The 24848-nt window shown below is 55.6% G+C and carries 33 protein-coding genes; 20 read left to right on the forward strand and 13 right to left on the reverse strand.

Annotation, left to right across the window (positions count from 1 at the left end; genetic code table 11):
* Positions 1–65: 65 nt before the first annotated feature.
* A complete protein-coding gene (locus BC777_RS15835; RefSeq protein ID WP_100369354.1) occupies positions 66–833 on the forward strand; it encodes a FadR/GntR family transcriptional regulator in 768 nt (255 codons plus the stop codon).
* Here the strand turns inward: BC777_RS15835 and BC777_RS15840 are convergent.
* From BC777_RS15840 to BC777_RS15870, 7 genes are all read right to left on the reverse strand, one after another.
* Positions 830–1558 carry a CPBP family intramembrane glutamic endopeptidase gene (locus BC777_RS15840; protein ID WP_100369171.1) on the reverse strand — a complete coding sequence of 243 codons (729 nt, stop codon included), beginning with the start codon at positions 1556–1558 and terminating at the stop codon, positions 830–832. The genes BC777_RS15835 and BC777_RS15840 overlap by 4 nt on opposite strands.
* A 122-nt stretch (positions 1559–1680) precedes the next feature.
* Positions 1681–2241, reverse strand: a complete 561-nt coding sequence (locus BC777_RS15845) for a F0F1 ATP synthase subunit B (RefSeq protein ID WP_100369172.1) — start codon at positions 2239–2241, stop codon at positions 1681–1683.
* A gap of 3 nt (positions 2242–2244) precedes the next feature.
* On the reverse strand, positions 2245–2790 hold the full coding sequence (locus BC777_RS15850; protein WP_100369173.1) for a F0F1 ATP synthase subunit B': 546 nt from the start codon (positions 2788–2790) through the stop codon (positions 2245–2247).
* Between the two features lie 80 nt (positions 2791–2870).
* On the reverse strand, positions 2871–3095 hold the full coding sequence (locus BC777_RS15855) for a F0F1 ATP synthase subunit C (protein WP_008233394.1): 225 nt from the start codon (positions 3093–3095) through the stop codon (positions 2871–2873).
* Between the two features lie 55 nt (positions 3096–3150).
* Positions 3151–3900 carry a F0F1 ATP synthase subunit A gene (locus tag BC777_RS15860; protein ID WP_100369174.1) on the reverse strand — a complete coding sequence of 250 codons (750 nt, stop codon included), beginning with the start codon at positions 3898–3900 and terminating at the stop codon, positions 3151–3153.
* The gene (locus BC777_RS15865; protein ID WP_100369175.1) at positions 3893–4225 is read right to left on the reverse strand and encodes an AtpZ/AtpI family protein; all 333 of its coding nucleotides are present in this window, start codon (positions 4223–4225) and stop codon (positions 3893–3895) included. The genes BC777_RS15860 and BC777_RS15865 overlap by 8 nt, the downstream gene beginning before the upstream one ends.
* Before the next feature lie 176 nt (positions 4226–4401).
* Positions 4402–5289 (reverse strand): LysR substrate-binding domain-containing protein, encoded by an 888-nt coding sequence (locus tag BC777_RS15870; protein WP_100369176.1) that lies wholly within the window; start codon positions 5287–5289, stop codon positions 4402–4404.
* Between the two features lie 338 nt (positions 5290–5627).
* Here BC777_RS15870 and BC777_RS15880 point away from each other — a divergent pair, with 338 nt between their 5' ends.
* The gene (locus tag BC777_RS15880) at positions 5628–5951 is read left to right on the forward strand and encodes an ArsR/SmtB family transcription factor (protein WP_100369178.1); all 324 of its coding nucleotides are present in this window, start codon (positions 5628–5630) and stop codon (positions 5949–5951) included.
* A gap of 23 nt (positions 5952–5974) precedes the next feature.
* Here BC777_RS15880 and BC777_RS15885 read toward each other — a convergent pair whose 3' ends face one another.
* Complete coding sequence (locus tag BC777_RS15885) at positions 5975–6853, reverse strand: DMT family transporter (RefSeq protein ID WP_100369179.1); 879 nt, start codon at positions 6851–6853, stop codon at positions 5975–5977.
* Positions 6853–7731 (reverse strand): LysR family transcriptional regulator, encoded by an 879-nt coding sequence (locus BC777_RS15890; protein WP_100369180.1) that lies wholly within the window; start codon positions 7729–7731, stop codon positions 6853–6855. Before BC777_RS15890 ends, BC777_RS15885 begins: the two co-directional genes overlap by 1 nt.
* A 104-nt stretch (positions 7732–7835) precedes the next feature.
* Here BC777_RS15890 and BC777_RS15895 point away from each other — a divergent pair, with 104 nt between their 5' ends.
* The 15 genes from BC777_RS15895 (at position 7836) to BC777_RS15960 (ending at position 16428) form a co-directional block, all read left to right on the forward strand.
* Positions 7836–8375, forward strand: coding sequence for an FMN-dependent NADH-azoreductase (locus BC777_RS15895; protein ID WP_100369181.1), 540 nt, complete (start codon positions 7836–7838; stop codon positions 8373–8375).
* Between the two features lie 56 nt (positions 8376–8431).
* The gene (locus BC777_RS15900) at positions 8432–8770 is read left to right on the forward strand and encodes a hypothetical protein (RefSeq protein WP_245834409.1); all 339 of its coding nucleotides are present in this window, start codon (positions 8432–8434) and stop codon (positions 8768–8770) included.
* A 23-nt stretch (positions 8771–8793) separates the two neighbouring features.
* A complete protein-coding gene (locus BC777_RS15905) occupies positions 8794–9294 on the forward strand; it encodes a hypothetical protein (RefSeq protein ID WP_100369183.1) in 501 nt (166 codons plus the stop codon).
* 155 nt (positions 9295–9449) lie between these two features.
* Positions 9450–10955: a signal recognition particle protein gene (gene ffh / locus BC777_RS15910; RefSeq protein ID WP_100369184.1), complete on the forward strand. Its 1506-nt coding sequence runs from the start codon at positions 9450–9452 to the stop codon at positions 10953–10955.
* 86 nt (positions 10956–11041) lie between these two features.
* Positions 11042–11590: a GNAT family N-acetyltransferase gene (locus BC777_RS15915; protein ID WP_100369185.1), complete on the forward strand. Its 549-nt coding sequence runs from the start codon at positions 11042–11044 to the stop codon at positions 11588–11590.
* A gap of 31 nt (positions 11591–11621) precedes the next feature.
* Positions 11622–11918, forward strand: coding sequence for a chorismate mutase (locus tag BC777_RS15920; RefSeq protein WP_100369186.1), 297 nt, complete (start codon positions 11622–11624; stop codon positions 11916–11918).
* 49 nt (positions 11919–11967) lie between these two features.
* A complete protein-coding gene (gene rpsP, locus BC777_RS15925; RefSeq protein WP_100369187.1) occupies positions 11968–12387 on the forward strand; it encodes a 30S ribosomal protein S16 in 420 nt (139 codons plus the stop codon).
* A 63-nt stretch (positions 12388–12450) separates the two neighbouring features.
* Complete coding sequence (locus BC777_RS19395) at positions 12451–12597, forward strand: hypothetical protein (RefSeq protein ID WP_168769190.1); 147 nt, start codon at positions 12451–12453, stop codon at positions 12595–12597.
* On the forward strand, positions 12597–13112 hold the full coding sequence (rimM, locus tag BC777_RS15930) for a ribosome maturation factor RimM (protein ID WP_100369188.1): 516 nt from the start codon (positions 12597–12599) through the stop codon (positions 13110–13112). Before BC777_RS19395 ends, rimM begins: the two co-directional genes overlap by 1 nt.
* On the forward strand, positions 13105–13896 hold the full coding sequence (gene trmD / locus BC777_RS15935; RefSeq protein WP_100369189.1) for a tRNA (guanosine(37)-N1)-methyltransferase TrmD: 792 nt from the start codon (positions 13105–13107) through the stop codon (positions 13894–13896). Before rimM ends, trmD begins: the two co-directional genes overlap by 8 nt.
* Positions 13897–13966: 70 nt before the next feature.
* Positions 13967–14314: an antibiotic biosynthesis monooxygenase family protein gene (locus BC777_RS15940; RefSeq protein WP_100369190.1), complete on the forward strand. Its 348-nt coding sequence runs from the start codon at positions 13967–13969 to the stop codon at positions 14312–14314.
* A gap of 256 nt (positions 14315–14570) precedes the next feature.
* Positions 14571–14954: a 50S ribosomal protein L19 gene (gene rplS / locus BC777_RS15945; RefSeq protein ID WP_100369191.1), complete on the forward strand. Its 384-nt coding sequence runs from the start codon at positions 14571–14573 to the stop codon at positions 14952–14954.
* An 11-nt stretch (positions 14955–14965) separates the two neighbouring features.
* A complete protein-coding gene (rpmE, locus tag BC777_RS15950) occupies positions 14966–15187 on the forward strand; it encodes a 50S ribosomal protein L31 (RefSeq protein WP_100369192.1) in 222 nt (73 codons plus the stop codon).
* 153 nt (positions 15188–15340) lie between these two features.
* Positions 15341–15745: a GNAT family N-acetyltransferase gene (locus BC777_RS15955; protein WP_100369193.1), complete on the forward strand. Its 405-nt coding sequence runs from the start codon at positions 15341–15343 to the stop codon at positions 15743–15745.
* A gap of 89 nt (positions 15746–15834) precedes the next feature.
* Entirely contained in the window at positions 15835–16428 is a 594-nt protein-coding gene (locus BC777_RS15960; protein ID WP_168769191.1) for an HAD family hydrolase, read from the forward strand.
* A 90-nt stretch (positions 16429–16518) separates the two neighbouring features.
* On the opposite strand, the gene BC777_RS15965 is transcribed toward BC777_RS15960, so the two are convergent.
* Positions 16519–17823, reverse strand: a complete 1305-nt coding sequence (locus BC777_RS15965; protein ID WP_100369195.1) for a DEAD/DEAH box helicase — start codon at positions 17821–17823, stop codon at positions 16519–16521.
* 372 nt (positions 17824–18195) lie between these two features.
* Between BC777_RS15965 and BC777_RS15970 the strand changes: the two genes are divergently transcribed.
* The 3 genes from BC777_RS15970 (at position 18196) to BC777_RS15980 (ending at position 22265) form a co-directional block, all read left to right on the forward strand.
* The gene (locus BC777_RS15970) at positions 18196–19005 is read left to right on the forward strand and encodes a division plane positioning ATPase MipZ (RefSeq protein WP_100369355.1); all 810 of its coding nucleotides are present in this window, start codon (positions 18196–18198) and stop codon (positions 19003–19005) included.
* 97 nt (positions 19006–19102) lie between these two features.
* A complete protein-coding gene (locus tag BC777_RS15975) occupies positions 19103–20725 on the forward strand; it encodes an FMN-binding glutamate synthase family protein (RefSeq protein ID WP_100369196.1) in 1623 nt (540 codons plus the stop codon).
* A gap of 181 nt (positions 20726–20906) precedes the next feature.
* Positions 20907–22265, forward strand: a complete 1359-nt coding sequence (locus BC777_RS15980; protein ID WP_100369197.1) for a malectin domain-containing carbohydrate-binding protein — start codon at positions 20907–20909, stop codon at positions 22263–22265.
* A 2-nt stretch (positions 22266–22267) separates the two neighbouring features.
* On the opposite strand, the gene BC777_RS15985 is transcribed toward BC777_RS15980, so the two are convergent.
* Genes BC777_RS15985 through leuB form a run of 3 tightly spaced genes read right to left on the reverse strand, consistent with a single transcriptional unit; the run spans position 22268 to position 24845 of the window.
* Complete coding sequence (locus BC777_RS15985; protein WP_100369198.1) at positions 22268–23239, reverse strand: DMT family transporter; 972 nt, start codon at positions 23237–23239, stop codon at positions 22268–22270.
* Between the two features lie 23 nt (positions 23240–23262).
* Positions 23263–23745 (reverse strand): GNAT family N-acetyltransferase, encoded by a 483-nt coding sequence (locus tag BC777_RS15990; RefSeq protein ID WP_100369199.1) that lies wholly within the window; start codon positions 23743–23745, stop codon positions 23263–23265.
* Complete coding sequence (leuB, locus tag BC777_RS15995; protein WP_100369200.1) at positions 23742–24845, reverse strand: 3-isopropylmalate dehydrogenase; 1104 nt, start codon at positions 24843–24845, stop codon at positions 23742–23744. The genes BC777_RS15990 and leuB overlap by 4 nt, the downstream gene beginning before the upstream one ends.
* Between the last annotated feature and the right edge of the window lie 3 nt (positions 24846–24848).

Below are 24848 nucleotides of genomic sequence, written 5' to 3' on the forward strand. Positions count from 1 at the left end.
CCCTTTTTTGTTGTGAAACGCCCAATTTGGTCATATCATTTGACCAATATAAGGCGATCCGTCCCATGCCATTTGAACCCGTCCAGCAAGAAAAACTATCGCATGGCGTTATCCGCCAGATCGAAGGGTTGATCCTGCGTGGCATCCTGCGTCCGGGCGAAAGGCTCCCTTCAGAACGCGAACTCAGCGAACGGATGAGCGTCTCACGGCCATCTCTCAGAGAGGCACTGAGCGATTTGCAAGAACGCGGCCTGCTGACCTCGAAGGCAGGGGCAGGCGTTTACATTGCCGATGTTCTCGGCTCGGCTTTTGCACCTGCCTTGGTCACGCTTTTCGCCACCCATGATGAGGCCGTCTTCGACTACATCAGTTTTCGGCGCGATATGGAGGGGCTGGCCGCAGAGCGTGCCGCACGTTTGGCCAGCGATACCGACCTGAAGGTCATCAACACGATCTTTGAAAAAATGGAAACTGCCCATCAAAAGCGGAATCCAGCAGATGAGGCCCATCTGGACGCCGACTTTCATCTATCCATCATCGAGGCCAGCCATAACATCATCATGCTCCACATGATGCGGTCGATGTATGAATTGCTGCGCGAAGGTGTGTTCTACAACCGCACAATCATGTTCAAACAACGGACGACGCGCGACACGCTGCTTGACCAGCATCGTGTGATCAATGACGCGCTGCAAAACCGCGACCCCGAAGGTGCGCGTAAGGCGGTTGAGGCACATCTGAACTTTGTCGAAATCGCACTTTCAGATCAGCAAAAATCTGACCGAAATGAAGCCTTCGCACAAAAACGGCTTGAACACGAAGCGGGCCGCTAACCAGTGCGCCAGGCACGGATATGCGCAGCCCAAAGCCATATGGACACCACAGCCTGAACAGCAATCCCAGCCAGCGCAAGAGGGTGCATTACCCCCGCGGTTTGTCCAAGAATGACGGCAATGTTCCAGACCCAATGCCAAATGATCAGCGGCCACAGATTGCCAAGGCGGATGGCAATCGGGGCAAGAAAGAAACCGACCAGCAATGCAAAAAGCACCTGCTGGGCGGTCTGTCCCGCACCCTGCCCTGCCAACCCGTTAATGAGATGAAACAACCCGAAGAGCGTGGTGCTAAGCAGCATGGCCATTGGCAGCGAAAGCCGCGTCATTGCTCCGCGCAAAAGAAGCCCGCGAAAGATGACCTCTTCGCCGAATGCAATCAGGAATGTTGTGAATATCAAGGTCACAAGCCCGATGATGCCAAAGGCCTGCAAATCCAAGGGGATCAAGTCCCAAACCATCCCTGCCAGTACAAACCACGCAGGCAAAAACCACATCATTCCCGATAGGTGAAAACGGCCAAACCCCACGGCACGCCAGCCTGCAAGGCGGGTGACAACGATCACACAAAGCACTGCAGCGACCAATTGGATCGGCAGCAGGATCAACAAAACACCGCCGATGTCAGACGGTGCGCCCTGCCTATGAAAGAAATAGAACGTCGCCGCCGCAATAATCGCGGCATATATCGCCGTCGCCGATATCCCAAGCCGGAGGCTAGGCATCGTCAAAACTCCCGCTGCTCGCCCCCTGTGTTGCAGTGTCAAAGACCACCCTGCCTCTGTCAACGAAAAAGCCCGGTCGCGCTTTACGCAACCGGGCTTTCAATCTTGGCATCGGACGCAGCTTAATGCAGCTTTTCAGCGACCGTCGCGATTGAAGTATCAATCATTGCGCCAGCAGATTTCGCATCCATTTGCTTGGCCATCACGTCTTTGGCTGCACCAACAGCCACGGCAATCGCCTGATCGCGAACTTCTTTCACGGCAGAGGCCTCTGCACTCGCAATCTGCTCTTCGGCAGCGGCCAGACGGCGTGTAATCGACTTGGCGATATCATCCTTGGCAGCAGTTGCCGCATTGGTCGCCTCTTCCTTGGCGGCAGCAACGATGCGCGCAGATTGCTCCTGCACTTCTTTTTGCTTGCGCTCATAGCTGGCGAGCAATGACTGGGCTTCTTCGCGCAGCGCTTTCGCTTCATCCAACTCAGCTTTGATACTGTTGGCACGCTTGTCTAGCATACCACCGACAAGGCCGGGGACGTTGAAGTAGACGAGGATGCCGAGAAAGATCACAAAAGCGATCAGAACGACAAAGTCTGTGTTTGCGAGCGAGAAAAACGGCTTGTCACCCGCAGCCAGCGCAGGGCTAGCAGCAAGGGCGAAAAGGGCGGTGAGTGTCAGTCTCATAATCTACCCTTTCATCCGTGCGGTCACCGCAGCGGTAATTGTTTTCGCATCAGCTGTACCACCCATGGCCGCAACCAATTCCTTGGCCGTGTCTTTGGCGACAGCTGTGACGCTTTTGACAGCACCGGCGCGGATTTCGCCAATGGCGACCTCGCTTTCGGCTGTCTTGGCGGCAATCTGTGCGTCAGCTCTTTGCAGCTCAACGTCCAGTTCCGCCTGAATCTCTGCTTTAGCTTCAGCCACAATCTTATGGGCTTCCGCGCGGGCATCAAGCAGTGCTTGGTCATAGGCAGCTTCTGCTTCGGCCGCTTTGTTCTTCAACTCTTCGGCTGCTGCAATATCATTGGTTATTGTGCCAGAGCGTTCTGCCAGAACTGCACCAATACGGGGCAGTGCGATGCGTGACATCACAAAGTAAAGTGCGATCAGCGTAACCAGCAGCCAGAAAATCTGGTTGGGCATCCAATCGGCGCAAAGCTGCGGCATGCCAAGGGCGGAACCCCCTGCATCAACGCATACTCCTGCGGCGTCTGTTGTTTCTGTTGCCATGATGGCCCCCGAATACCTTGAATGTTTACTGACTGACGCGGGCGGTCCGCGTCAGTCAGCCGTAAGGATATGGGTCGTTCTTAGACTGCGAACATCAGCAGAAGCGACACGAGGAATGCGAAGATCCCCAGAGCTTCGGCGAATGCCAGACCGATGAACAATGTTGCTGTTTGACCAGCAGCGGCAGATGGGTTGCGCAGTGCGCCTGCCAGGTAGTTACCTGCAACTGTACCAACACCGATTGCGGCAGCGCCGGAACCGATTGCAGCCAGACCAGCGCCGATGTGTGCGAGTTCGCCTTCCATGTGAATTCTCCTTACGATTGGAAGTTGAGTAGATTGGCGGGGAACCCCGCCGTTGTTAGTGTGCCGGGTGAAGCGCGTCTTTGAGATAAACGCACGTCAGAATGGTGAATACGTAGGCCTGAATGCCGCAAACCAGCACCTCAAGACCGTAGATTGCAACGATGCCGAAAATGGCGACCGGGCTCACCAGTGTCAGCGCGGCAAAGCCAGCAAACACCTTCAGAACCGCGTGGCCAGCCATGATGTTGCCTGCCAAACGAATAGAGTGGCTGACCGGACGCACGAAATAAGAGATGACCTCGATCACAGCGATGATCGGGCGCAGGATCGCCGGGGCGTCAGACATCCAGAACAGACCAAGAAAGGCTGGACCGTTTTTGACAAAGCCAAGGATCGTGACGGCAAAAAACACGCCAAAACCTAGTATCGCAGTGACAGCAATCATGGAGGTCGGCGAATACGACATCGGGATAAGGGCAAGGTAGTTCGAGAATAGAATGAACAGGAAGAGCGTCATAATGTACGGGAAGTACCTCACGCCATCCTTACCACAGACATCTTCGACCATTTTATAAATAAAGCCGTAAATCAGCTCACCAATGGACTGCAAACGCGTTGGGATCACGGCGCGACCGCGGCTGCCAAGAACGAAGACACCAACAATCGCGAGCAACGCGAGCGCCATCCATAGCGTCAGGTTTGTCACCGTGTACCAGTGCACCGGGCCATCGCCAAACAGTGGCTTGACGATAAACTGATCCAGTGGGTGAAATACCAAACCACCTTCTGCTTTTTCTTCAGCCACGTGCGTCGCCCTCTTCTTTCGCAGCCTCAAGCTGCTTTCTTTGCACCTCTTTGGCGGATCGCATCATGGTCAAAACACCGGCTGCGAGGCCAAAAAATATAAACAGCACCAGAAAAATCGGCGTGGTTCCCAGCAGGGTATCCAGCCCGTATCCGATGCCAAAGCCAATCCCAAGACCGGCTACAAGCTCTATCACCATCCGCCAGGCCAGTTGGGCCTGAGAATAATGTTCTTCCGAATGATGCTTTTCGATTTCCGGCTCTTTGAGCGCCGCAATCTTTGCTTCAAGCGCCTTCAGGCGGTCAGCATCATGCGGGTCGGACATCGGTTTACACCCCTCACAAGGTTGCGCATGGTCTATGATCTGCCCTCTTTAGAGTCAAGCAGGCGTACGAGTCATATTATTGCATTATTTTCAATGCCTTATAATTAATGCCGCTCACCAAAATCAGGACATTCCGCGCCTAAACCGGCTAAACCAATGTTCAACCAAATGGTTGATTAACGATTGACTGACCGCAGCCCTGCACTTTGATCCAGCAACCAGTCGCGGAACAGGCGCACTGCACTACGCCGCATCACACCCTCAGCTGAGACAAGATGATAGCTCCCCATCCGAAATCCGATATCAGAGCATCGCACCAAACGCCCAGACGCCGCATCCACCTCGGCTATCTCGCTTGACACCAATAGCACGCCGTGACCGGCCAATGCCGTCTCATAGGCCAATCGCGCCCGCATCCGCCAATCCGACGGGGCACCGGCAGGTGGCGGGCAGCCGGCCAACCCGGCCCATTTGCGCCATGTGTCTTCGTGACGATCACGCAGCAATGGCAGCTTGAGTATCTGTTCTGCCGGCAGCATCCCCGCCACGACATTTGGTGCGGCAAAGGGGTACAACGGCGCGTTACTTAAAAGTGGCGCAGATTGGCCTTCGGGGCCTGCATGGAAAAACCGCAATGCAAGGTCAGCTTCGTAACGGTCCAGATCGGCGATTGCGCTGCTTGCCTGCAGCCGCAATTCGATATCCGGGAAGCGCCGATAAAAATCCCCTAACCGCGGGATCAGCCATTTCATCGCGAACAGCGGCTCTGCATCTACAGTCACCTGTCCAGTAGGGCGTTGATCAAAGACCTCCGAAGCCTCAGCAATCCGATCAAACGACGGGCTAAGTGCGGCGAGATAACGCGCACCTGCTTGGGTCAGCGCCACACCACGGGGAAGATCGCGGAAAAGCTGCGCGCCCAACCTGTCTTCCAACCCACGTACGTGACGGCTGATGGCGGAATGGCTCACGCCCAACTCTTCGGCGGCACCGGAAAAGCTTTGGTGGCGTCCTGCGGCTTCAAAAGCACGCAAGGCATTAAGCGGGGGTAAGGCGCGCGGCATGCATAAAGCGTGCCTTTTTTGCACATATCATGTCAAGGAATTGACTTTGATATCGCGCCAGCAGTGTCGCATCATTCTAACAAACACATCACATCGGGTTAGAAAATGCCATGAAAATCATGACTGCGCTGGCAGGCATATGGTCACGCTTTGCCAAATGGATTAGCCACGACCGCACTAAACTGCCTCATTCAATAAGTGATCATATTGCACGCGATATTGGCATGACAAAGGCTGAATTGGAACGGCATCGCTTTATTTGGCCATCCGACTCCAAAGACCGACCGCTCTTATGAAACACTGGTGTAGCAGTGCATTGATTGCTAGGACGTGGGCGCATGACCCAACCGCTTGATACCATTTTTGCAGCTCTGGCCGACCCGACCCGACGCACTATCCTCGCGATGCTGCTAGAGGATGATATGGCGGTGACGGACGTGGCAGAGCCTTTCGAGATGTCACTGGCGGCGATTTCCAAGCATTTGGGCGTGCTGACGGCGGCTGGTCTGATTTCTCAGGAAAAGCGTGGGCGGGTGAAGTGGTGCAAACTGGAACCGGACGCGTTGCACGAAGCCTCGGTATGGATGCAGGCGTTTGGGCAGATGGATGCGATTGATCTGGACGCTTTCGAGAGTTTTCTCGCACAGGAGCTCAGAGGGTAAGGTGGATCATCATCCACCTTACATCACGCCTCGCGCAGCAAAAGGACCAACGCCGTGATTGTCAGCAACACACCCACGCAGACCAACGCGGGCGGCGGCGCACCACCCAAGACCAAGTCCCACACAATCACCCATGACGGCACAAGATAGGTGTAAGCCATCACCTTTGAACTGGGCAATCTGAGCGTTGCAAATTGCAACAACACAAATGTTGCCGCACTTGCAAAAACCGCAGTATAAAGGATCGTGATCCAAACAATACCCGGCAAAGCCACCCAATCCGTTATCCAAAGATCGCGCCACCCCCAAGCGGTCAGGATCACCGATCCCGCTAGCAGAACCCCAAATGAAAACACCACTGCCGTCTCGCCTCGGTTCAGTTTGCGCACCAGCGGGGTATAAACCGCATGGGCCATACATCCCCAGAAATAGATTGCTTCACCCTGTCCGACCTCAAACCTCAGGATCGCGGCAAAATCCGCGCGGAAAATGACCCAGATCGCTCCCAGCGCACCGATCACCAAAGCTGCCGCCATCCGTGGGGTCAGCACCTGGCGCAGCAAAAGCCAACCAAAGCCCGCTGTCAGGATCGGCGTCAGTGTAAAGACCGCTGCCGCACTGACCGGTGGTGCCGTCTTGAGCCCTTCGAACATCAAAACAAAATAAGTTGTAAAGAACACCGCCAGTACCGCGTAGCGCCAAGGGGCCTCAAGTGCGGCATGCGACATGCCCCGCGTCGCCAAAACCGCTGCACCGATAATCACCGTTGCGATCCAGAACCGTACCGCATTCAGCGCACTGGGCGCCATCTCATTCGCGGCCAGTGATCCCAGCGCAAACGACCCCGCCACCAGTAGCGAAAACAAGAGCATCGCCAGATGCCCTGCCCGTGGCCCGGCCATCAACACTCCAGCGTCTTGATACGATCCTTCAGGAACCGCAGGAAGGATTGCACTTTTGTGGTTCGGTGCAGATCAACATGGGTCACGATCCACAAGGGGGCGGCCCATTCTTCGCGGCGCGGGATCACTTCTTTCAACTCGGGATGGCTTTTGAGTTCATGCGCCAAGACAAATCCAATGCCAGCACCCGCCAGAATGGCATCCTGCATATTCCGGTTCTCGGTTGCCCGATAGATAAACTTATCTTCGCTCACCATCTCGCGCAGCCAGCGGGTAAAGGGTGCGCGGCTTTTTTCATCGTCATGGGTGACAAAGAAATGGTCCTGCAGATCACTTTCCTTTGTCGGCATCCCATGGCGCGCGATATAGGCCTCGGATGCCACCAAAGCCATCTGCTGCTGCATGAAAGGCTGCACCACATTATCCGGTTCTTCCGGCATCGTGCCAGCCCTGATCGCCACATGGGCTTCACCATATTCTAACCGAAATAGACGGTCACCTGTCCGGTAGCGCACCCGCACCTCTGGATGCTGCGCCTGAAAATCAACCAGAATGGGCGTCAGCATCCGCGATGCCATACCCAATGATGTTACCACCAAATCGCCCGACACTCCTTCGCCCTGCCCTTTGATCCGGCCCGCCAGTTGGGTGAACTGATCATCGGTGGCTTGGGCGACCTGCAACAAATCCTGTCCGGCTTCCGTCGCCGTGTACCCCCGCGCATGGCGCTGAAACAGCTTCACACCAAGGCGCTGTTCCAAGGCGTCTATGTGGCGGATCACCGTTGCATGATGGACGCCCAACTCATCGGCGGCACCGCTGACCGTACCTTTGCGCGCGACCTGAAAGGCGGTTCTGATTTCATCCCAGTTATCCATTTGCAATCCTGTGCACTGATAAACATATCGTGTTGAAATTCAGATATATCGTTCGCCAATGCAAGAGGCTAAGTGATGACCAACGCGACAACAGGAGCTTTCGCATGACAACTGTTCTTCACATCAACGCCTCCGGCACCCTTAATGGATCGGTCAGCCGTGCAGCAACCGAACACCTGCTGCGCGGATTGGCCCCAACACGGGTCATCACCCGCGATCTGGCGGAAACACCGCTGCCACAGATCGACAAGACATGGATCACCACGCGCCTGCTCCCTGAAACAGAACAAACAGAGGTTGACCACGCGGTGCTGGCCCTTTCTGACACTTTGATCGCCGAGATCGAAGCCGCCGATATCATTCTCATCGGAATGCCAATTTATAATTTTGGCATGCCAGCAGCGCTCAAAGCATGGATCGACCTGATCGCACGGCCCAAGGTGACCTTCGCATACACAGAAAATGGCCCCGTCGGCCTGATAAACGGAAAGAAAGCTATTGTGGCCGTGGCCTCTGGCGGTGTGCCGGTAGGCGCACCCATGGATTTTGCAACACCCCATATGGAGCAGGTGCTCAGATTTATCGGCATCGACGATATCACCGTCCATACAGCCAAAGAGGTGGTCGCCCAAGCCGCCGCCTGACTGGACATCATGCCTCGCGCGCTATGTCCCGAGGCATGATCAAATCATCGCACCTCATGACCACCCTGCGCGCAGCCCTCACACTGGCCTTTCTCTACTTTGGCCTGCGCAAGCTGGGTAGCTTCAGCACGGACGTAGCGATCTATGACGCCATCGGCTTTGGCCAATTCCCCCGCTACATCACCGGGTCCATCGAAGTCATCGGCGCAGGCTTGCTTTGGATGCGCGGATGGGAGGGCCTTGCAGGGCTTTTGCTGCTGGGCACAATGATTGTGGGTCTGAGTGCGCTGCTCATATGGGTTGGACCACCTTATTGGCATATGCTGATGTTGATAGTCGGCACGGGCACCGTGGCTTACGGGTATCGCGATCAGATCGTCGGGTTGATCAGCTAAGGACCGGTCCCTAACGTGGTGACATGAAAATCGTCCGCAACACGCCAGAACAGTTGGTCCTCAGGTCAGTGCCCTGGATCATTGCCATCATGCTGAGTGCAATGCTGCTTGGTGTTATTGCCTTTGGATTGAATGCGCTGTTTGAAGGTGATCTTGCAGATACGTTCTGGGGCCTTTTTGCGATCCCGTTGTTCGTGTCGATCTTCCTTGTTATCTTCGTACGCCGTGACGACCTGATCCTTGACCGCAACCTCAACCTGTTGGAGCTCAGGCATTCCACCTTTCGGGGGCGGACCCGCGTGCAGCACAAGCTGGAACACCTGCACCGGGCCAAGCTGCAAAGCAGCCGCAGCAACAAAGGCAGTACGACCTATCGGATCGCACTGGTGTTGGATGGTGGGATGGATGCGGGGACGCATCCGGTGACACCTGTGTATGCAAGCGGGAACGGGGCAAAGCGGGGGGTGGAGGCAATCAATGATTGGTTGGCCCAGTATGTTGACTCACACCAGTCACAAGCGTAAACACGCCCCAACATCCGGATAGCATCAGCTTTCCGGTCCCCGATGTTAGGGGATCGCCCTCCGTCAGCGCGTCGCGCCCACGGGGGCGCTACTGCTTTATGCCTTGCGTTCCTATATACGCGTGGCAACCGAAAAAATGACGAGGGCCTTGGCCAATGTTTGAAAATCTATCCGAACGCCTATCAGGTGTCTTTGACAAGCTGACCAAGCAAGGTGCGCTGACGGATGATGACGTCAAAACGGCGCTACGCGAAGTACGTGTGGCGCTGCTTGAGGCTGATGTCTCGCTGCCAGTTGCGCGCGATTTCATCAAGGCAGTGCAGGAGAAAGCCACCGGTCAGGCCGTGACCAAGTCGATCACACCGGGCCAGCAGGTCGTCAAAATCGTACATGACGAACTGCAACATGTACTGACGGGTGATGAAGACCCCGGTGCGCTGAAAATCGACAACCCACCCGCGCCAATCCTGATGGTTGGTTTGCAGGGTTCCGGTAAAACAACGACGACAGCGAAACTCGCAAAACGCTTGAAAGAAAAAGAGGGCAAGCGCGTCCTTATGGCGTCCCTCGACACCAACCGCCCGGCCGCGATGGAACAGCTGGCGATCTTGGGCGGGCAGATTGGCGTCGACACACTGCCCATCGTGAAGGGCGAAGACCCCGTCTCCATCGCCAAACGCGCCAAGACGCAAGCCAGCCTCGGCGGCTATGACGTCTATATGCTCGACACCGCAGGCCGTTTGCACATCGATCAGGAACTGATTGCGCAGGCCGCCGCCGTGCGCGATGTGGCGAACCCCCGCGAAACGCTGCTGGTTGTTGATGGTCTGACCGGTCAGGACGCGGTGAACGTTGCCCAGGAATTCGACGATAAGATCGGTGTGACCGGCGTTGTCCTGACCCGGATGGACGGGGACGGGCGCGGTGGTGCAGCCCTGTCCATGCGGGCCGTCACCGGCAAGCCCATCCGTTTCGTCGGCTTGGGCGAAAAGATGGATGCGATTGAAACGTTCGAACCAGAACGCATCGCAGGCCGTATCCTCGGCATGGGTGACATTGTCGCCCTCGTCGAGAAGGCCCAGGAAACGATTGAGGCCGAACAGGCTGAGCGGATGATGAAGCGCTTCCAAAAGGGCCGCTTCAATATGAACGACCTCAAGATGCAGCTTGAGCAGATGATGAAAATGGGCGGCATGGAAGGTATGATGGGGATGATGCCCGGTGCCGCGAAGATGGGAAAACAGATGGCGGCGGCTGGGATGGATGACAGCATCCTTAAGCGGCAAATCGCTCTGATCAACTCCATGACCAAGAAAGAACGCGCCAACCCCGATCTTTTGGCCGCGTCCCGCAAAAAGCGGATCGCCAAAGGCGCCGGTCTTGAAGTGTCCGAACTCAACAAACTCGTCAAACAACACCGCCAGATGTCAGACATGATGAAGAAGATGGGCAAAGGCGGCATGCTGAAACAGGCCATGAAAGGCATGTTCGGCAAGGGTGGCGGAATGCCGGAAGGCGGCATGCCCGATATGAACGACCCCAAGGCGATGGCCGAAGCCGCAAAAGCGCTGCAAGGCAAAATGCCTCCCGGCGGTCTGCCCGGTCTGGGTGGTGGCATGCAACTGCCCCCCGGCCTATCCGGTTTTGGAAAGAAGAAATGACCCAAAGCCCCATTCTTTCTTCGTCCAATCAAACTTCCGCCGGAGGCATACTGCCCTCAGCGCCAAACACAATCGTCTGAGGCAAAATGACCCCCGCACCCACCCTCACAACAGCACGGCTTGTTCTGCGCGGCCCGCAAAAGCGCGACCTTGCGGCGTTCACCGCCTGGGTGACGCAATCTGCACGCATGGATGCCGTGGGCGGAGCAGGGACAGAGCGCGACGCCTGGCGTGGGTTTATCGCAGGCATCGGACACTGGCAGTGGCATGGATACGGTTTTTTCACCGTGACCGAACGCGACAGCGGGATTGCAACAGGGCGCGTCGGGATCGTCAACCACATCGAATGGCCACAGCCAGAAATGGCATGGCACATGTTTGACGGGTTTGAAGGACGATCCTATGCGTTTGAGGCTGCCTGTGCCGTGCGTGACTGGGCCGGACGGACATTGGGGCTAGAGCCGCTGATATCGTTGATTGCGCCTGAAAATACACGTTCAATCGCGCTGGCAACACGGCTTGGCGCGACAGAGGAACGGCGCGATGTGGTGGATGGCGAGAAATGCATCGTCTTTCGTCACCTCAGCTATAACGACAGCCGCGCCGTCACCCAAGCCGCAGGAGCCATCGCATGACGACCCCAAATTTCGCACAAGGACCTGTCCAATGACCGACACCGCAACCCGTGCCGCTGAGATCCTCAAAGGACATCGCGAAAGTATCGACCGGCTTGATGCCATCCTCGTCTACACATTGGGCGAGCGGTTCAAGCACACACAGGCCGTGGGTCAGCTGAAAGCTGAACACGACCTACCCCCATCCGATCCCGCGCGTGAAGAAACACAAATCGCGCGGCTCACCGACCTTGCAAACCGGGCCGATCTGGACCCGGAATTTGCCAAGAAATTCCTCAACTTCATTATTGAGGAAGTCATCCAACACCACAAACAACACCAATCGTAAGGTGGATCATGATCCACCTTACAAGCATCATCTTTAAGGAGACTATCTGATGGCTATGAAAATCCGTTTGGCCCGTGGCGGCTCAAAGAAACGTCCATTTTACGCAATTGTGGCTGCTGACAGCCGCATGCCGCGCGATGGCCGCTTCATCGAAAAGCTGGGCACATATAACCCCATGCTGCCCAAAGACAGCGAAGAGCGCGTGAAAATGAACATGGAGCGCGTGAAATACTGGTTGGGCGAAGGCGCACAGCCAACGGACCGCATCTCCCGTATGCTGGAAGCCGCTGGCGAGCTGCCCAAGAAAGACCGCAGCAACCCCAAGAAGGGTACACCTGGCAAAGCCGCTCAGGCGCGCGCTGAAGAAAAGGCGGCCAAGGTTGCGGCTGCTGAAGAGGCTGCAAACGCCCCTGCGGAAGAAGCACCCGCAGAGGAAGCGCCAGCCGAAGAAGCTGCTGCAGAAGAGTAAAACTCTGGCTTTTGCCCCGGCACCCGCCGGGGCAACCCCCTTCCCCTTTTGAGATCACGAGACATGTTCCGCTTGTTGCGCACGATCATATTGGTGATGTTTGCTTTCGTTGCAGGCATGCTGTTTGAACGTCAGGGCAGCCAAGATATCTGCGAAGACGGCGGTGGATTATGGATCGAAAATATCTGCGTCGGATCGGAGTTGAATTGATGAGCGATCGTGTCATCGTTGGTGCTATTGGTGGCGCATTTGGTGTTCAGGGCGAAGTGCGCCTGAAGTCCTATTGCGCTGATCCGCAGGCGATTGCGGATTATACACCGCTTCATACAGAAGACGGACGCAGTTTTGCGCAGGTCGTGCTGACGGGCCAGCTCAAGAACGGTTTTACCGCGCGAATGGATGGCGTCGTCACCAAGGAAGACGCCGATGCGCTACGCAATGTGAACCTTTATGCGGAACGGACGGTGATGCCGTCCTTGCCCGATGATGAATATTACTATGCTGATCTGATTGGCCTGACTGTCGTCGATACCGGCGGCGTGACTTTGGGCACGGTCAAGAATGTCATGGACCATGGCGCAGGCGATCTGCTGGAAGTGATCGTGCCGGGCGCCAGCGATACTATCCTGCTGCCGTTCACCCAAGCCGCCGTTCCAACCGTCGATCTGACAGCGAAACGCATCGTGGCTGACCCGCCTGACGGGTTGTTTCCCTCCGATGACTAAGAAAACACCAAAATCCGCAGGCCGCATTGCCGTGCGCCCGACGTTGAAACCGCGCGAATTGATGACCGACAGCCCCGATATCGCCGGGTCTTGGACCGCCCAGATCATTACACTCTTTCCGCGGGCCTTTCCTGGGGTTCTAGGAGAGAGCCTGACAGGCAAGGCCCTACAAGACGGCCTTTGGCAACTACAGACCTATGATCTGCGTGACTATGGCATCGGCAAGCATCGCAACGTCGATGACACACCTGCCGGTGGTGGCGCGGGTATGGTGTTGCGCGCAGATGTACTGGAGAAAGCCATTATGGATGCGCGGCGCGGCGCCAAAGGGACGGCGCCACTGATCTATCTTTCCCCGCGCGGACGCCCGTTTGATCAGGCCATGGCCCGCGATTGGGCGCGTATGGATGGCGTCACAATGCTCTGCGGTCGTTTTGAAGGCGTGGATGAGCGTGTGTTGCACCACTTTGGCATTCAGGAAGTCAGCCTTGGTGATTTTGTCATGACCGGAGGCGAGATTGCAACGCAGGCGATGATTGATGCAACTGTGCGTTTGCTACCCGGCGTTCTGGGGAACGCCGAAAGCGCGGTGGAAGAAAGTTTCTCTTCTGGGTTATTGGAACATCCGCAGTTCACCAAGCCAGCCAAATGGCAGGGGCTGCCGATTCCTGAGGTGCTTTTGTCGGGCAATCATGCGAAGATTGCAGAATGGCGCCGCAAGATGGCAGAGAAGATCACGCGGGACCGCAGGCCTGATTTGTGGGACAGGCACCAGAAGAAATAGGGGCGCTGCCCCTCGGCTTCGCCTCACCCCGAAGTTTGATTGGACATAGAAAGACGATTGAGGTGTCGTGATGCTGAGTGCCAGTTTCATATTTACGGAAACCGATTTGGATGAGGAGTTCTTTCGTCTGGATGGGTTGATCGCTGAAGCCGCGGAAGCGACGCCAGGGTTTTTAGGCAAGGAGAATTGGGTAACGCCTGATGGGGCAAAGAAGAACTCGATCTACTATTGGCAGGATCAGGCGGCGTTGCGGGCGTTTTCGACCCATCCGCTGCACCTTCAGGCCAAGAAGCAGTATCAGAAATGGTATGGCGGGTTTCACGTCGTGATCTCGGAAGTTGTGAAGTCTTATGGCGATGGCGTGCTTTCTCAGGTCACCCCCAACAATCGCCCTGTGAAGCGCCCCAAAACCCCTTGATCCGCGGGGTCTACCCGCCTATACGACGGCATTCCCGGTCGGCTATGCTGATTCCGGGTGTTGGTCTATGGAACCATCTGGATCATGAGAGCACCTTCGTTGGTGCAGTACTCACCAGACAGGCCGGACAACCACAACAAAGAAATGATGACGCATCTCTGGCGGGCAGGTGACTGGACCCGATAACGACACAGAGCTCTGGGCCACGCGAACAAACATTGCGGATAACCGCAAGCATTTTAAAGGAGCGTTTCAGATGGACCTGATCGCAGAACTCGAAGCGGAACAAGTCGCAGCCCTTGGCGCGAATATTCCTGACTTCAAAGCGGGTGACACCATCCGCGTCGGTTACAAAGTGACCGAAGGCACACGCAGCCGTGTGCAGAACTATGAAGGCGTGTGCATCGCCCGCAAGAACGGCAAAGGCATTGCCGGGTCTTTCACAGTGCGCAAGATTTCTTTTGGCGAAGGTGTGGAGCGTGTTTTCCCGCTGCATTCCACCAACATCGACAGCATCACCGTGGTTCGCCGTGGTCGCGTGCGTCGCGCCAAGCTGTACTATCTGCGTTCGCGTCGCGGTAAGTCCGCACGTATTGCAGAGGTCACCAACTACAAAGCGCCCAAGGGCGCAGAAGCATAAGGATTGCCATCATGAAAAAAGATACGCATCCCGACTACCACATCATCGACGTCAAAATGACCGATGGCACCGTGGTGCAGATGAAATCCACATGGGGCAAGGAAGGCGACACAATGGCGCTGGATATTGACCCATCCGTGCACCCTGCATGGAACGGTGGCTCCACCCGTCTGATGGACGCTGGTGGCCGTGTGTCCAAGTTTAAGAACAAATACGCTGGTCTTGGTTTCTAAGACCGCTGTTTGGTTTTGCAGACCTGATGCAATATAGACGCCGCTCCAGTTTGGTGCGGCGTTTTTCGTTGTTTTGATTGACAGCTGTGCGGACTTTGCCGCCATTCATATTCTTGGTTATCATCAAGACTCACCTAATGAAAACTGAGTATCATGATCGAATATCAAAGTGGCGTCGTCCCAGAACGGTCTCAGGTAATTTCTCTCTATGCGGTAAATAGATGGAGTTCCGCAAACGAACCAGACCGCTTAATGGCTGCCCTCGCTGGCTCAGACCACATCGAATGCGCCTTTCATGGAGAGAACTTGGTTGGCCTCGCAAATGCAATTTCCGACGGAAATTTAGTGGTCTACTATCCGCATTTACTAATCCACCCTGATCAGCAAGGAACCGGCATCGGCAGAAAGTTGATGTCTCGTATGTTTAAAAAGTATGGCGATTTTCACCAACAAACACTTCTGGCTGTGTCTGGCGCGGCCGGTTTCTATGAACGCGTCGGTTTCAAGAAAACCGATGCCGTGGTGTCGATGTGGATCTATGATGGTCGAGATCATTAGGTTTTTTTGTCTCCCTGCAATATCGGTCTGCAGCCCCAAGGTGCTGCCGGAGATGTTAGAGAGCCAGAGCAATGACGGCTAAATGCCTGATGCTTGATGTCGATGGTGTGTTGGTCTTTGGACGTCCACGCGACGGTCAACACTGGATGGTCGGGCTGGAAGATGACTTGGGAGTACCTCCCCGTGAACTCGCCAATCGTTTCTTCAGGGCTGAATGGAACGATGTCGTCGTGGGAAGAGCCGAACTCTTGCCGGCGCTACAACGTGCTTTGGATGAAATCGCCCCATCTGTATTTGCTGAAAATCTTATCGCCTATTGGTTTGAAATGAGTTCTCGCATCGTTCAGCCTGTTCTTTCAGACCTGCGCAAGGCACGACAAAAGGGAACCCCTGTGTACCTGGCAACAAATCAAGATCACACCAGAGCAGACTATTTGATGAACAACTTAGGGCTGCGACATGAAGTTGATGGGATAGTCTATTCGGCGAGAGCTGGGTACAAGAAACCAGATGCCGAGTTTTATTCATTTGCGGAAAAGATGACCGGTTATCGGCCAAGCGAACTCATCATGGTTGACGACACTTTGCCAAACGTGGAAGCCGCAACGGCAATGGGTTGGTTGGCCGTTCATTGGACGTGCAGTGAAAGCCTATCAGCAATTTTGCAACGCAGCATTGGGTAGTTTTGGGCTCGAGGCAGACATCCACCAAAAACGAAATGCCACCGAAAAAGTCAGGTGGCATTTCGCAGTACTCTTAGTTTCGAGCGCGGTCTAAGCCGCTGACTGACTCCGCGACCGGTTTCCACCGCCGCCATTACGACGACGCCCACCGGGTTTGCCCTGACCACCGCCGGGCTTGCCGCCTGCACGTGGGCCACCGCCGCGGTTACCACCGCCGCCACGCCGCCCACCGCCGCCGTTGGGCCGCTTTTTCTGACCCGGTTGGATTTCCCACGGACGACCGGAAGCCACAGGAATGCTTTCCTTCATCGCCTTTTCGATGTCTTGCAACTCGATCATCTCATCTGGCGCGACCAAAGCAACAGCAGACCCATCGGCACCCGCCCGCGCTGTTCGCCCAATGCGGTGCACATAGTTTTCGGCCACATTCGGCAGATCGTAGTTATAGACAAAGCGTACATCGGGAATATCGAGACCGCGTGCGGCCACGTCCGTCGCCACCAAGACGCGGGTTTTGCCGGCTTTGAAGGCCTCAAGCGCGCGTTGGCGCTGCCCTTGGGATTTGTTGCCGTGGATAGAGGCCGCAGCAAAACCCTTTTTCTCAAGCACTTTGTAAAGCTTTTCACAGCCGTGTTTGGTACGCCCAAAGACAATCGCTAATTCATCGCGGTGCTTGTCCAGCAGTTCGATCAACAGGTCTGTCTTGGCGGCCTGTGCCACGAAATGTACCGACTGGTTGATCTTCTTAACCGCTTGCCCTGGAGGGTTCACCTGCACGCGGACGGCGTCGGTCAGATAGGTGTTCGCCAACTCGCCCATCAGTTTTGGCATCGTGGCCGAGAACATCATCGTCTGGCGGTCTTTGGCCAAAAGCGGGGCGATACGGCGGAGCGCGTGGATAAAGCCCATATCGAGCATCTGGTCGGCCTCATCGAGAACCAGATAGATAGTTTCGTCTAGGCGCACAGCGCGTCGGTCCAGCAGGTCGATCAAACGACCGGGGGTCGCGACCAGCAGATCGACACCGCCCGCCAGACGTTTGGTCTGGGCGACAATCCCCGCCCCGCCAACGACCAGCGCCACTTTCAGATGGCTGCCTTTGGTATATGAAGTCAGATTGTCAGCGATCTGTTTGGCCAACTCACGCGTCGGCGCGAGGATCAGACCGCGTGCGGTCTTGGGGTTCGGTTTCACACCCGCTTTCATCAGCGCGTGGATCATTGGTAAGCCGAAGGCGGCTGTCTTACCACTGCCGGTTTGGGCCAACCCCATCACATCGCGGCCATTCATGGCGTGCGGGATGGCTTGGGTCTGGATCGGGGTGGGATCAGTGATCCCTTGGTCTTTGAGTACGTTTATCAATCGGGGCGCAAGGCCCAGCATGTCAAAATCCATAAATGGATATCCTATTTTTTCTCGCGGGCATTCGGCCCGCCCATATCATTTGGCCCATCGCAACATGCGATGAACCTCTAGCAAGGTTGCGCCAATATGCTGACAGCCAAGACCGCATTGTCCGGGCGCCGATGTGGCGCGGGACCCCTGCGTGATGTGGGAACCTGAAGTGTAAGCGACGCCTTGCGGGTAGACCTTTGCCGGTCTCGCTCTGCTCACGCGGCAGCTTGCGTCGGTTAATTGGCACATGATGCTTTGCGTGGCTGCTGTCAAGGGCTGCTGAAAAAGCACCGGGTGGTGTTGCATGTGCTTTCCCTTGCACGGGCCACATCATATAGTACCGAAAAGCACAAAACGATGGGGAATCGGGCAGTGGCGCATATTATCGTGGTCGGCAATGAAAAGGGCGGCGCGGGCAAATCAACAGTCTCGATGCATGTTGCAACGGCACTGGCCCGGATGGGGCATAAGGTCGGCACGCTTGACCTTGATCTGCGGCAAAAGACGCTGGGGCGATACGTTCTGAACCGCCGCACGTTTTTGCAAAAGAAGGGTCTGGACCTGCCGACACCGACCTATCATGACCTCCCGGAAATTGATCAAGACGCGCTGAAACCCGGCGAAAACGCGTTTGACCACCGGCTATCGATGGCCGTCGCGCGGATGGAGACGGACGCAGATTTCATCCTGATCGATTGCCCTGGATCGCATACGCGCCTGAGCCAAGTTGCCCATTCACTGGCCGATACGCTGATCACACCCCTAAACGACAGTTTCATCGATTTTGATTTGCTCGCCCATGTCGATAGCGATGGTGAGGATATCACCGGTCCGTCCGTCTATTCCGAAATGGTCTGGAACGCGCGGCAACTGCGTAGTCAGGCCGGGCTGAAACCTATCGACTGGATTGTCGTGCGCAACCGCATGGGGGCGCAGGCCATGCTCAACAAGCTCAAGATGGAACGCGCGATTGCCAAGCTTGCCAAACGGATCGGGTTTCGTACGGCCCCCGGCTTTAACGAACGGGTCATTTTCCGAGAGCTTTTTCCGCGTGGTCTGACCTTGCTCGACTTGCGCGATATCGGCGTGAAGGGGATGAATATCTCAAACGTGGCTGCACGTCAGGAGTTGCGCGAATTGATCAAGGCACTGGACCTTCCGGGGGTGACGGCAGATTTCTGAAACGATCATTTTCCTTTTGTGATGAAAACTTCATCACATCAGCCTTTCGTTAATGAGATCAGCGGCCTAGTGTACCCTTAAACAAGGAGGGTGTGTTGTGCGTGAACTGATCTCGTTACAGCGTTACACGACGTTCGTTTTGGTCGCCGTATTGACGGTCATATGCTTTATCGCAGGTTTTTGGGCGACATGGGCCTTTATTCCGTTCCTCATCTTTGCAGCCCTCACGGCGCTGGGTATTCATGATGTCAGACAAACCCGCCATGCGGTGGTCCGTAACTACCCTGTGCTGGGTCACATCAGGTTCCTGTTTGAGAAAATCCGACCCGAAATTCGGCAATATTTGATCGAGGGTGATCAGGAAGAGCAACCATTCAGCCGCGAACAGCGTTCGTTGGTTTATCAACGGGCCAAGGGGGCCGAGGACAAACGGCCTTTCGGAAGCCACGAACGGGTCTATGAGGCAGGCTATTCTTGGCTCACCCACTCTGTCCAGCCAACGCATTTTGATGACACGGATTTCCGCGTCCCAGTCGGCGGAGACAAGTGCAAGCAACCTTACAACGCATCGCTTTACAACATCTCTGCGATGAGTTTCGGCTCGCTGTCCGCCAACGCGATATCGGCACTGAACAAAGGGGCCAAGATGGGCGGCTTTGCCCATGACACCGGCGAAGGCGGGATCAGCCGTTATCACCGTGAGGGCGGGGGCGATCTGATTTATGAAATCGGCTCAGGCTATTTTGGCTGCCGCAATGACGATGGTACTTTCAACCCCGACAAGTTCGCCAAACAAGCGGCCAATGATCAGGTCAAAATGATCGAGATTAAACTCAGCCAAGGGGCCAAACCGGGCCATGGCGGTATGCTTCCTGCCGCCAAGATCACGCCCGAGATTGCAGAGGCCCGCGATATCCCTATGGGCGTTGACTGCGTGTCGCCCGCCGCCCACAGCGCCTTTTCCGGCCCGATGGAACTGATGCAATTTGTCGGCCAGCTGCGTGAGCTCTCAGACGGTAAACCTGTTGGCTTCAAGCTTTGTATCGGCCACCGACGCGAATTCATGTGCATGGTGAAGGCGATGCTGGAAACCGGCATTATCCCAGATTTTATCGTTGTCGATGGCACCGAAGGCGGCACTGGCGCAGCCCCGTTGGAATTCGCCAACCACGTCGGCATGCCCATGATCGAAGGTCTGACATTCGTGCACAACACATTGCGCGGGGCGGGTATTCGCGATCAGGTCAAGATTGGGGCGGCGGGCAAGGTCGTCAGTGCGTTCGATATTGCCCGTGCGCTCTCAATTGGTGCTGATTGGTGCAATTCGGCCCGTGGTTATATGTTTGCGATTGGCTGCATTCAAGCGCAGGCCTGCCATACCAACCACTGCCCGGTCGGCGTGACAACACAAGACCCGGTCCGCCAGGCGGCATTGAATGTGAATGACAAAAGCAAACGTGTGGCACGGTTCCATGAAAATACGCTCAAGGCCCTGGGTGAAATGGCCGGTGCAGCCGGTCTGGAAAACCCCTGCGGCTTTCTGCCTTACCATTTCATGACACGCAAAGGCGATGGGCAAATGACCGAAGCCGCGGATGTTTACACCTACCTGCGCGAAGGTTTCCTGCTTGATAATGGGGACGACAATCCGATCTATCGCGAACGCTGGGCGCGCGCCAATGCGCATAGCTTCGCCCCGCCAGAGGCCGTCGCCTTATAGCGTATACAACCACATTATATTGAATTATCGGCGGCTTATGCCCCGATAGCGCTGCTGAGCGGCGGTCCTCCGCCATCCGGTGTCCAAACGGCAGTGGCCGTTTGACGCATAGTTTGAAATATGTCGGAACTAGGAAAGACCACTTGCTGGTCAAGCGTTTGAACGAATAGGAGCTGTGCCAATGTACGAATTGACCGTGGGAGAAAGTTCCCCCCTCGCCGTCGCCACCTATGACCCTACGACGGGTGCACTGTATCTGGAATTCGACTGGGACAAGTTGTTGAATACCGATGGCAACTGGGGCAATGCCCGACATATTGATGCGGTCACTTTTGAAGGCAACGCATACCCTATCGAAATTCATGCTGATGATGGCCCGCGCAACCCCGATGGCTCTTACATCTACTCGCGCGACACAATGGAAAACATCTTTACCATTGATATTGGCACCGGCCATGATCCCGCCGATGGGACATTGGATTTCGGACTTTCCGATAGGGCTGATGGTTCGATCCAACTTTATAATTTTGCGCTGGAAGACGGTGATAGTGAACCTGCCGAACAGCCCGACGGGCTGGTTTATGCCCTGAATGCCGGTGGCGGCGAATACACTGCGTCAAATGGGGTCACTTATGCTGCTGACGACCTGGCAAACATCCGGTCATGGACAACATCCAACGCCATTTCCGGGACCGAAGACGACACGCTTTACCAATCAGAGCGATCAGAACTGTCAGGCGGATTTACCTATGAAATCGCGGTTGAAAATGGAACTTATGATCTGGAACTGAATTTCGCAGAGATTTGGAACGGTGCGCAGAATACAGGCGTGCGCGTGATGGATATCTATGTCGAAGGTAACTTGGTGATCGACGATCTGGATATTTCAGATGACGCCGGATATCTGGCCGCGCTTGATATCATGACAGAGGTGACGGTGTCAGACGGTTCGCTGACCATCGAAGCTGACGGCGAAGTCCAGAACGCCAAACTGTCCGCATTTTCATTGTGGGAGACCGAAGCCCCGACCGATCCTGTTCTGGTTTATGCGCTGAACGCAGGTGGTGATGAATACACCGCCGAAAACGGTGTTGTTTATCAGGCCGATGATCTGGCAAATGTCCGGTCATGGACAACGTCAGCAGCGATTGCAGGCACGACCGATGATACCCTTTATCAATCAGAGCGATCAGAACTTTCCGGTGACTTCACTTACGACATCGCCGTGGCAAACGGCACCTATGATGTCGAACTGAACTTCGCTGAAATTTGGGGTGGTGCTATCGATGCCGGCGTGCGCGTCTTTGACATCTATGTCGAAGACGAACTGATCTTTGACAACTTGGATATTTCTGACGAAGCCGGCTTTGCCACAGCTTTCGATTTGGTCGGGCAAGTTGAGGTCACTGATGGGGCGCTGACTATTTCAACCAGTGCTGAGGTTCAAAACGCCAAGATTGCAGGCTTTTCAATCTGGGAGGCGACAGAAGTCACCGATGCAGGTTTCACCGTTGGTTCGCTCGATGACCTAAGCTTTTAGCTCTAGCCCCGGTCTTGCCGTGGCGGGGCGCGTCCCGCCACGCGCATCATCAGTGACATCCGAGGTGTTGTGCCTGTTTCTGCACGCGAGCGGGTACGCAGCACTGGCGTATTTTCCGACGTCCCACTCCGGCTTTCGCGCAGCACAATATAAAGACCACTGGCAATGATGATCCCCGCACCAATTGCTGTGGGCTGATCGATGGTTTCCTCAAAAAAGAGATATCCAAAAAGGGTCGCCCAAATGATTTGGCTGTATTGCATGGGCGCAATGATCGCTGCCTCACCGGCCTGATAGGCCGTGATGACAAGGCGGCTGGCGGTCCATGCGAAGGCAGCGATGATGGCCAATAGCCCCAAATGCTCAATCGGCATGGGTTCGTAGACGAAAGGCAGGGCGCAAGCCATGACAACAAAGTTCACCATCATCGGATAAAGCAGCATGACCACGGGCCGTTCTTCTGATCCGATCTTGCGCACAATGATCGAGGCAAGCGATCCGCCAATGGCCGCAGCAAGTGCAGCAAGATGCCCAAGCGACAGTTCGGTTTGTCCGGGGCGCAGCACAACCATGACGCCGCCCAAACCCACCAGCACAGCGACCCAACGGCGCAGGCGCACTTTTTCACCAAGAACCGGGATGGCAAGGATGGTGATCAGCAAGGGCGATGCAAAAAGGATTGCATAGGTTTGCGCCAACGGCAGGACAGAAAACGCATAGAATGCCGAAACACCCGTCACCACCGCCGCCACTGTGCGTAGCGCCAGCCACCAAGGATGAACCGGCACCAAAGTGCCCGGTGTCACATCCCGCATCAGCATCACCATCGCCAATGGAAAACTGAGCAACACGCTAAAGAACACGATCTGAAACGGTGAATAGATACCGCCCAGGATCTTCACCACAACATCATGGGTCGAGAAGATGCCGAAGGCCAGAAGCGCCAGCAATGCACCTTTGGCATTCGGGGACATCAGGAAATTCCTTTATGCAGCTGTCAGTCTTTGCCGACACCATCTTTCAACAACCGATCATATTCTGACGCTGTCACACGGTAACTTACTTTATCAATAACGGACGCACCAATATTGTTATAAAACGTCCGCGCGCCTAAATTATCAGCGTCTGTTTGCCAATCAATCCGTTTGCACCCTTCGCGTATCGCAATCTGGGTCAGATGCGCCATCATCGCACGCCCAACGCCTTGCCCCTGAAACGCGGGGGCAACGAAAAGTTCCTTCATAAACAAAGCCATCCCGGCACCTGCAGGAAAAACCAAGGCCCATGTGGCAAAAGCGGCAGGCGTTTCACTGACGTAGGCGATTTCGCATGACAGATAGCGGCCTTGGTCGAGCAGGCTCATCAGCTTCGTTTCCTCTGCTGAGGTCGCTGGCGGGATGTCATAGTGCACCAACAAGGCACGGTTCAACGTCAGAAAATCATCCGCACCTGCCGGAGCATAAGGCCGGATCTGTATCACAGGCTTTCGTCAAGAGCCGCCAAGATCACATCACCCATCTGCGTGGTACTTAGCGGCGTACCGCCTTCTGGTCCCATCAGATCGCCGGTACGCGCGCCGTCAGCGAGTACTTTTTCAATAGCCGCTTCCAGACGGTCCGCTTCGGCCCCTTCGTCGAAGGAATACCGCAGTGCCATTGCAAAGCTCAGGATACAAGCGATGGGGTTTGCCTTACCTTGGCCTGTGATGTCGGGGGCTGAGCCGTGCACGGGTTCATACATCGCCTTGGGACGCCCATTTGCCATTGGTAAACCCAGCGATGCAGACGGTAACATGCCCAGTGATCCGGTCAGCATGGCCGCGCAATCCGACAGGATATCGCCGAACAAGTTGTCGGTCAGGATCACGTCAAACTGCTTGGGTGCGCGCACCAGCTGCATGGCACCATTGTCGGCGTACATATGGCTCAGCTCAACTTCGGGGTAATCCGCGTGCACTTCCGTCACAACGTCGCGCCACAGGATGCCGCTTTCCATCACGTTGGCTTTTTCCATCGAGCAGACTTTTTTGCCCCGCTTCATGGCCAGGTCAAATGCTGCACGTGCGGCACGCTCAATCTCGGCCTCAGTGTAGCGCTGAGTATTCACCCCGACGCGCATGTTATCTTCGATGTGAATGCCGCGTGGTTCGCCAAAATAGACACCAGAGGTCAGTTCGCGCACGATCATGATATCAAGGCCAGCTACCACATCTTTTTTCAAGGATGAGAAATCAGCAAGAGCATCAAAACATTGCGCGGGGCGCAGGTTGGCGAAAAGATCCATCTCCTTGCGCAGACGCAGCAGGCCACGCTCTGGCTTCACGCTGAAGTCGAGGTCATCATACTTCGGCCCACCAACGGCGCCCAGCAGAACCGCATCCACCTCCTGCGCCTTGGCCATCGTATCATCGTGCAGTGGCACGCCATGGGCGTCATAGGCAGCCCCACCCACAAGGTCCTCAGAGACATCAAAATTCAGATCGCGTTTGTCGCCGAACCAGCCGATCACCCGCTTCACTTCGTCCATAACTTCGGGACCAATGCCGTCACCGGCGAGGATCAAAAGGGAAGGGTTTGCCATAGG

Source organism: Yoonia maricola, from assembly GCF_002797915.1.
Lineage (GTDB): Bacteria > Pseudomonadota > Alphaproteobacteria > Rhodobacterales > Rhodobacteraceae > Yoonia > Yoonia maricola.

Excerpts from the sequence above, each read along its gene's own strand:
- BC777_RS15900 (WP_245834409.1), top strand. The coding sequence starts at position 8,432 with ATGACCACCCTGCGCGCAGCCCTCACACTGGCCTTTCTCTACTTTGGC.
- BC777_RS15905 (WP_100369183.1), top strand. The coding sequence starts at position 8,794 with ATGAAAATCGTCCGCAACACGCCAGAACAGTTGGTCCTCAGGTCAGTG.
- BC777_RS15850 (WP_100369173.1), bottom strand. The coding sequence starts at position 2,790 with ATGGCAACAGAAACAACAGACGCCGCAGGAGTATGCGTTGATGCAGGG.
- BC777_RS15955 (WP_100369193.1), top strand. The coding sequence starts at position 15,341 with ATGATCGAATATCAAAGTGGCGTCGTCCCAGAACGGTCTCAGGTAATT.
- BC777_RS15985 (WP_100369198.1), bottom strand. The coding sequence starts at position 23,239 with ATGTCCCCGAATGCCAAAGGTGCATTGCTGGCGCTTCTGGCCTTCGGC.
- BC777_RS15980 (WP_100369197.1), top strand. The coding sequence starts at position 20,907 with ATGTACGAATTGACCGTGGGAGAAAGTTCCCCCCTCGCCGTCGCCACC.
- BC777_RS19395 (WP_168769190.1), top strand. The coding sequence starts at position 12,451 with ATGTTCCGCTTGTTGCGCACGATCATATTGGTGATGTTTGCTTTCGTT.
- BC777_RS15880 (WP_100369178.1), top strand. The coding sequence starts at position 5,628 with ATGACCCAACCGCTTGATACCATTTTTGCAGCTCTGGCCGACCCGACC.
- BC777_RS15845 (WP_100369172.1), bottom strand. The coding sequence starts at position 2,241 with ATGAGACTGACACTCACCGCCCTTTTCGCCCTTGCTGCTAGCCCTGCG.
- BC777_RS15965 (WP_100369195.1), bottom strand. The coding sequence starts at position 17,823 with ATGGATTTTGACATGCTGGGCCTTGCGCCCCGATTGATAAACGTACTC.
- BC777_RS15865 (WP_100369175.1), bottom strand. The coding sequence starts at position 4,225 with ATGTCCGACCCGCATGATGCTGACCGCCTGAAGGCGCTTGAAGCAAAG.
- BC777_RS15960 (WP_168769191.1), top strand. The coding sequence starts at position 15,835 with ATGCTTGATGTCGATGGTGTGTTGGTCTTTGGACGTCCACGCGACGGT.
- BC777_RS15890 (WP_100369180.1), bottom strand. The coding sequence starts at position 7,731 with ATGGATAACTGGGATGAAATCAGAACCGCCTTTCAGGTCGCGCGCAAA.
- rimM (WP_100369188.1), top strand. The coding sequence starts at position 12,597 with ATGAGCGATCGTGTCATCGTTGGTGCTATTGGTGGCGCATTTGGTGTT.
- BC777_RS15840 (WP_100369171.1), bottom strand. The coding sequence starts at position 1,558 with ATGCCTAGCCTCCGGCTTGGGATATCGGCGACGGCGATATATGCCGCG.
- BC777_RS15940 (WP_100369190.1), top strand. The coding sequence starts at position 13,967 with ATGCTGAGTGCCAGTTTCATATTTACGGAAACCGATTTGGATGAGGAG.
- BC777_RS15915 (WP_100369185.1), top strand. The coding sequence starts at position 11,042 with ATGACCCCCGCACCCACCCTCACAACAGCACGGCTTGTTCTGCGCGGC.
- BC777_RS15920 (WP_100369186.1), top strand. The coding sequence starts at position 11,622 with ATGACCGACACCGCAACCCGTGCCGCTGAGATCCTCAAAGGACATCGC.
- rplS (WP_100369191.1), top strand. The coding sequence starts at position 14,571 with ATGGACCTGATCGCAGAACTCGAAGCGGAACAAGTCGCAGCCCTTGGC.
- BC777_RS15895 (WP_100369181.1), top strand. The coding sequence starts at position 7,836 with ATGACAACTGTTCTTCACATCAACGCCTCCGGCACCCTTAATGGATCG.
- trmD (WP_100369189.1), top strand. The coding sequence starts at position 13,105 with ATGACTAAGAAAACACCAAAATCCGCAGGCCGCATTGCCGTGCGCCCG.
- rpmE (WP_100369192.1), top strand. The coding sequence starts at position 14,966 with ATGAAAAAAGATACGCATCCCGACTACCACATCATCGACGTCAAAATG.
- BC777_RS15885 (WP_100369179.1), bottom strand. The coding sequence starts at position 6,853 with ATGGCCGGGCCACGGGCAGGGCATCTGGCGATGCTCTTGTTTTCGCTA.
- rpsP (WP_100369187.1), top strand. The coding sequence starts at position 11,968 with ATGGCTATGAAAATCCGTTTGGCCCGTGGCGGCTCAAAGAAACGTCCA.
- BC777_RS15855 (WP_008233394.1), bottom strand. The coding sequence starts at position 3,095 with ATGGAAGGCGAACTCGCACACATCGGCGCTGGTCTGGCTGCAATCGGT.
- leuB (WP_100369200.1), bottom strand. The coding sequence starts at position 24,845 with ATGGCAAACCCTTCCCTTTTGATCCTCGCCGGTGACGGCATTGGTCCC.
- BC777_RS15835 (WP_100369354.1), top strand. The coding sequence starts at position 66 with ATGCCATTTGAACCCGTCCAGCAAGAAAAACTATCGCATGGCGTTATC.
- BC777_RS15870 (WP_100369176.1), bottom strand. The coding sequence starts at position 5,289 with ATGCCGCGCGCCTTACCCCCGCTTAATGCCTTGCGTGCTTTTGAAGCC.
- ffh (WP_100369184.1), top strand. The coding sequence starts at position 9,450 with ATGTTTGAAAATCTATCCGAACGCCTATCAGGTGTCTTTGACAAGCTG.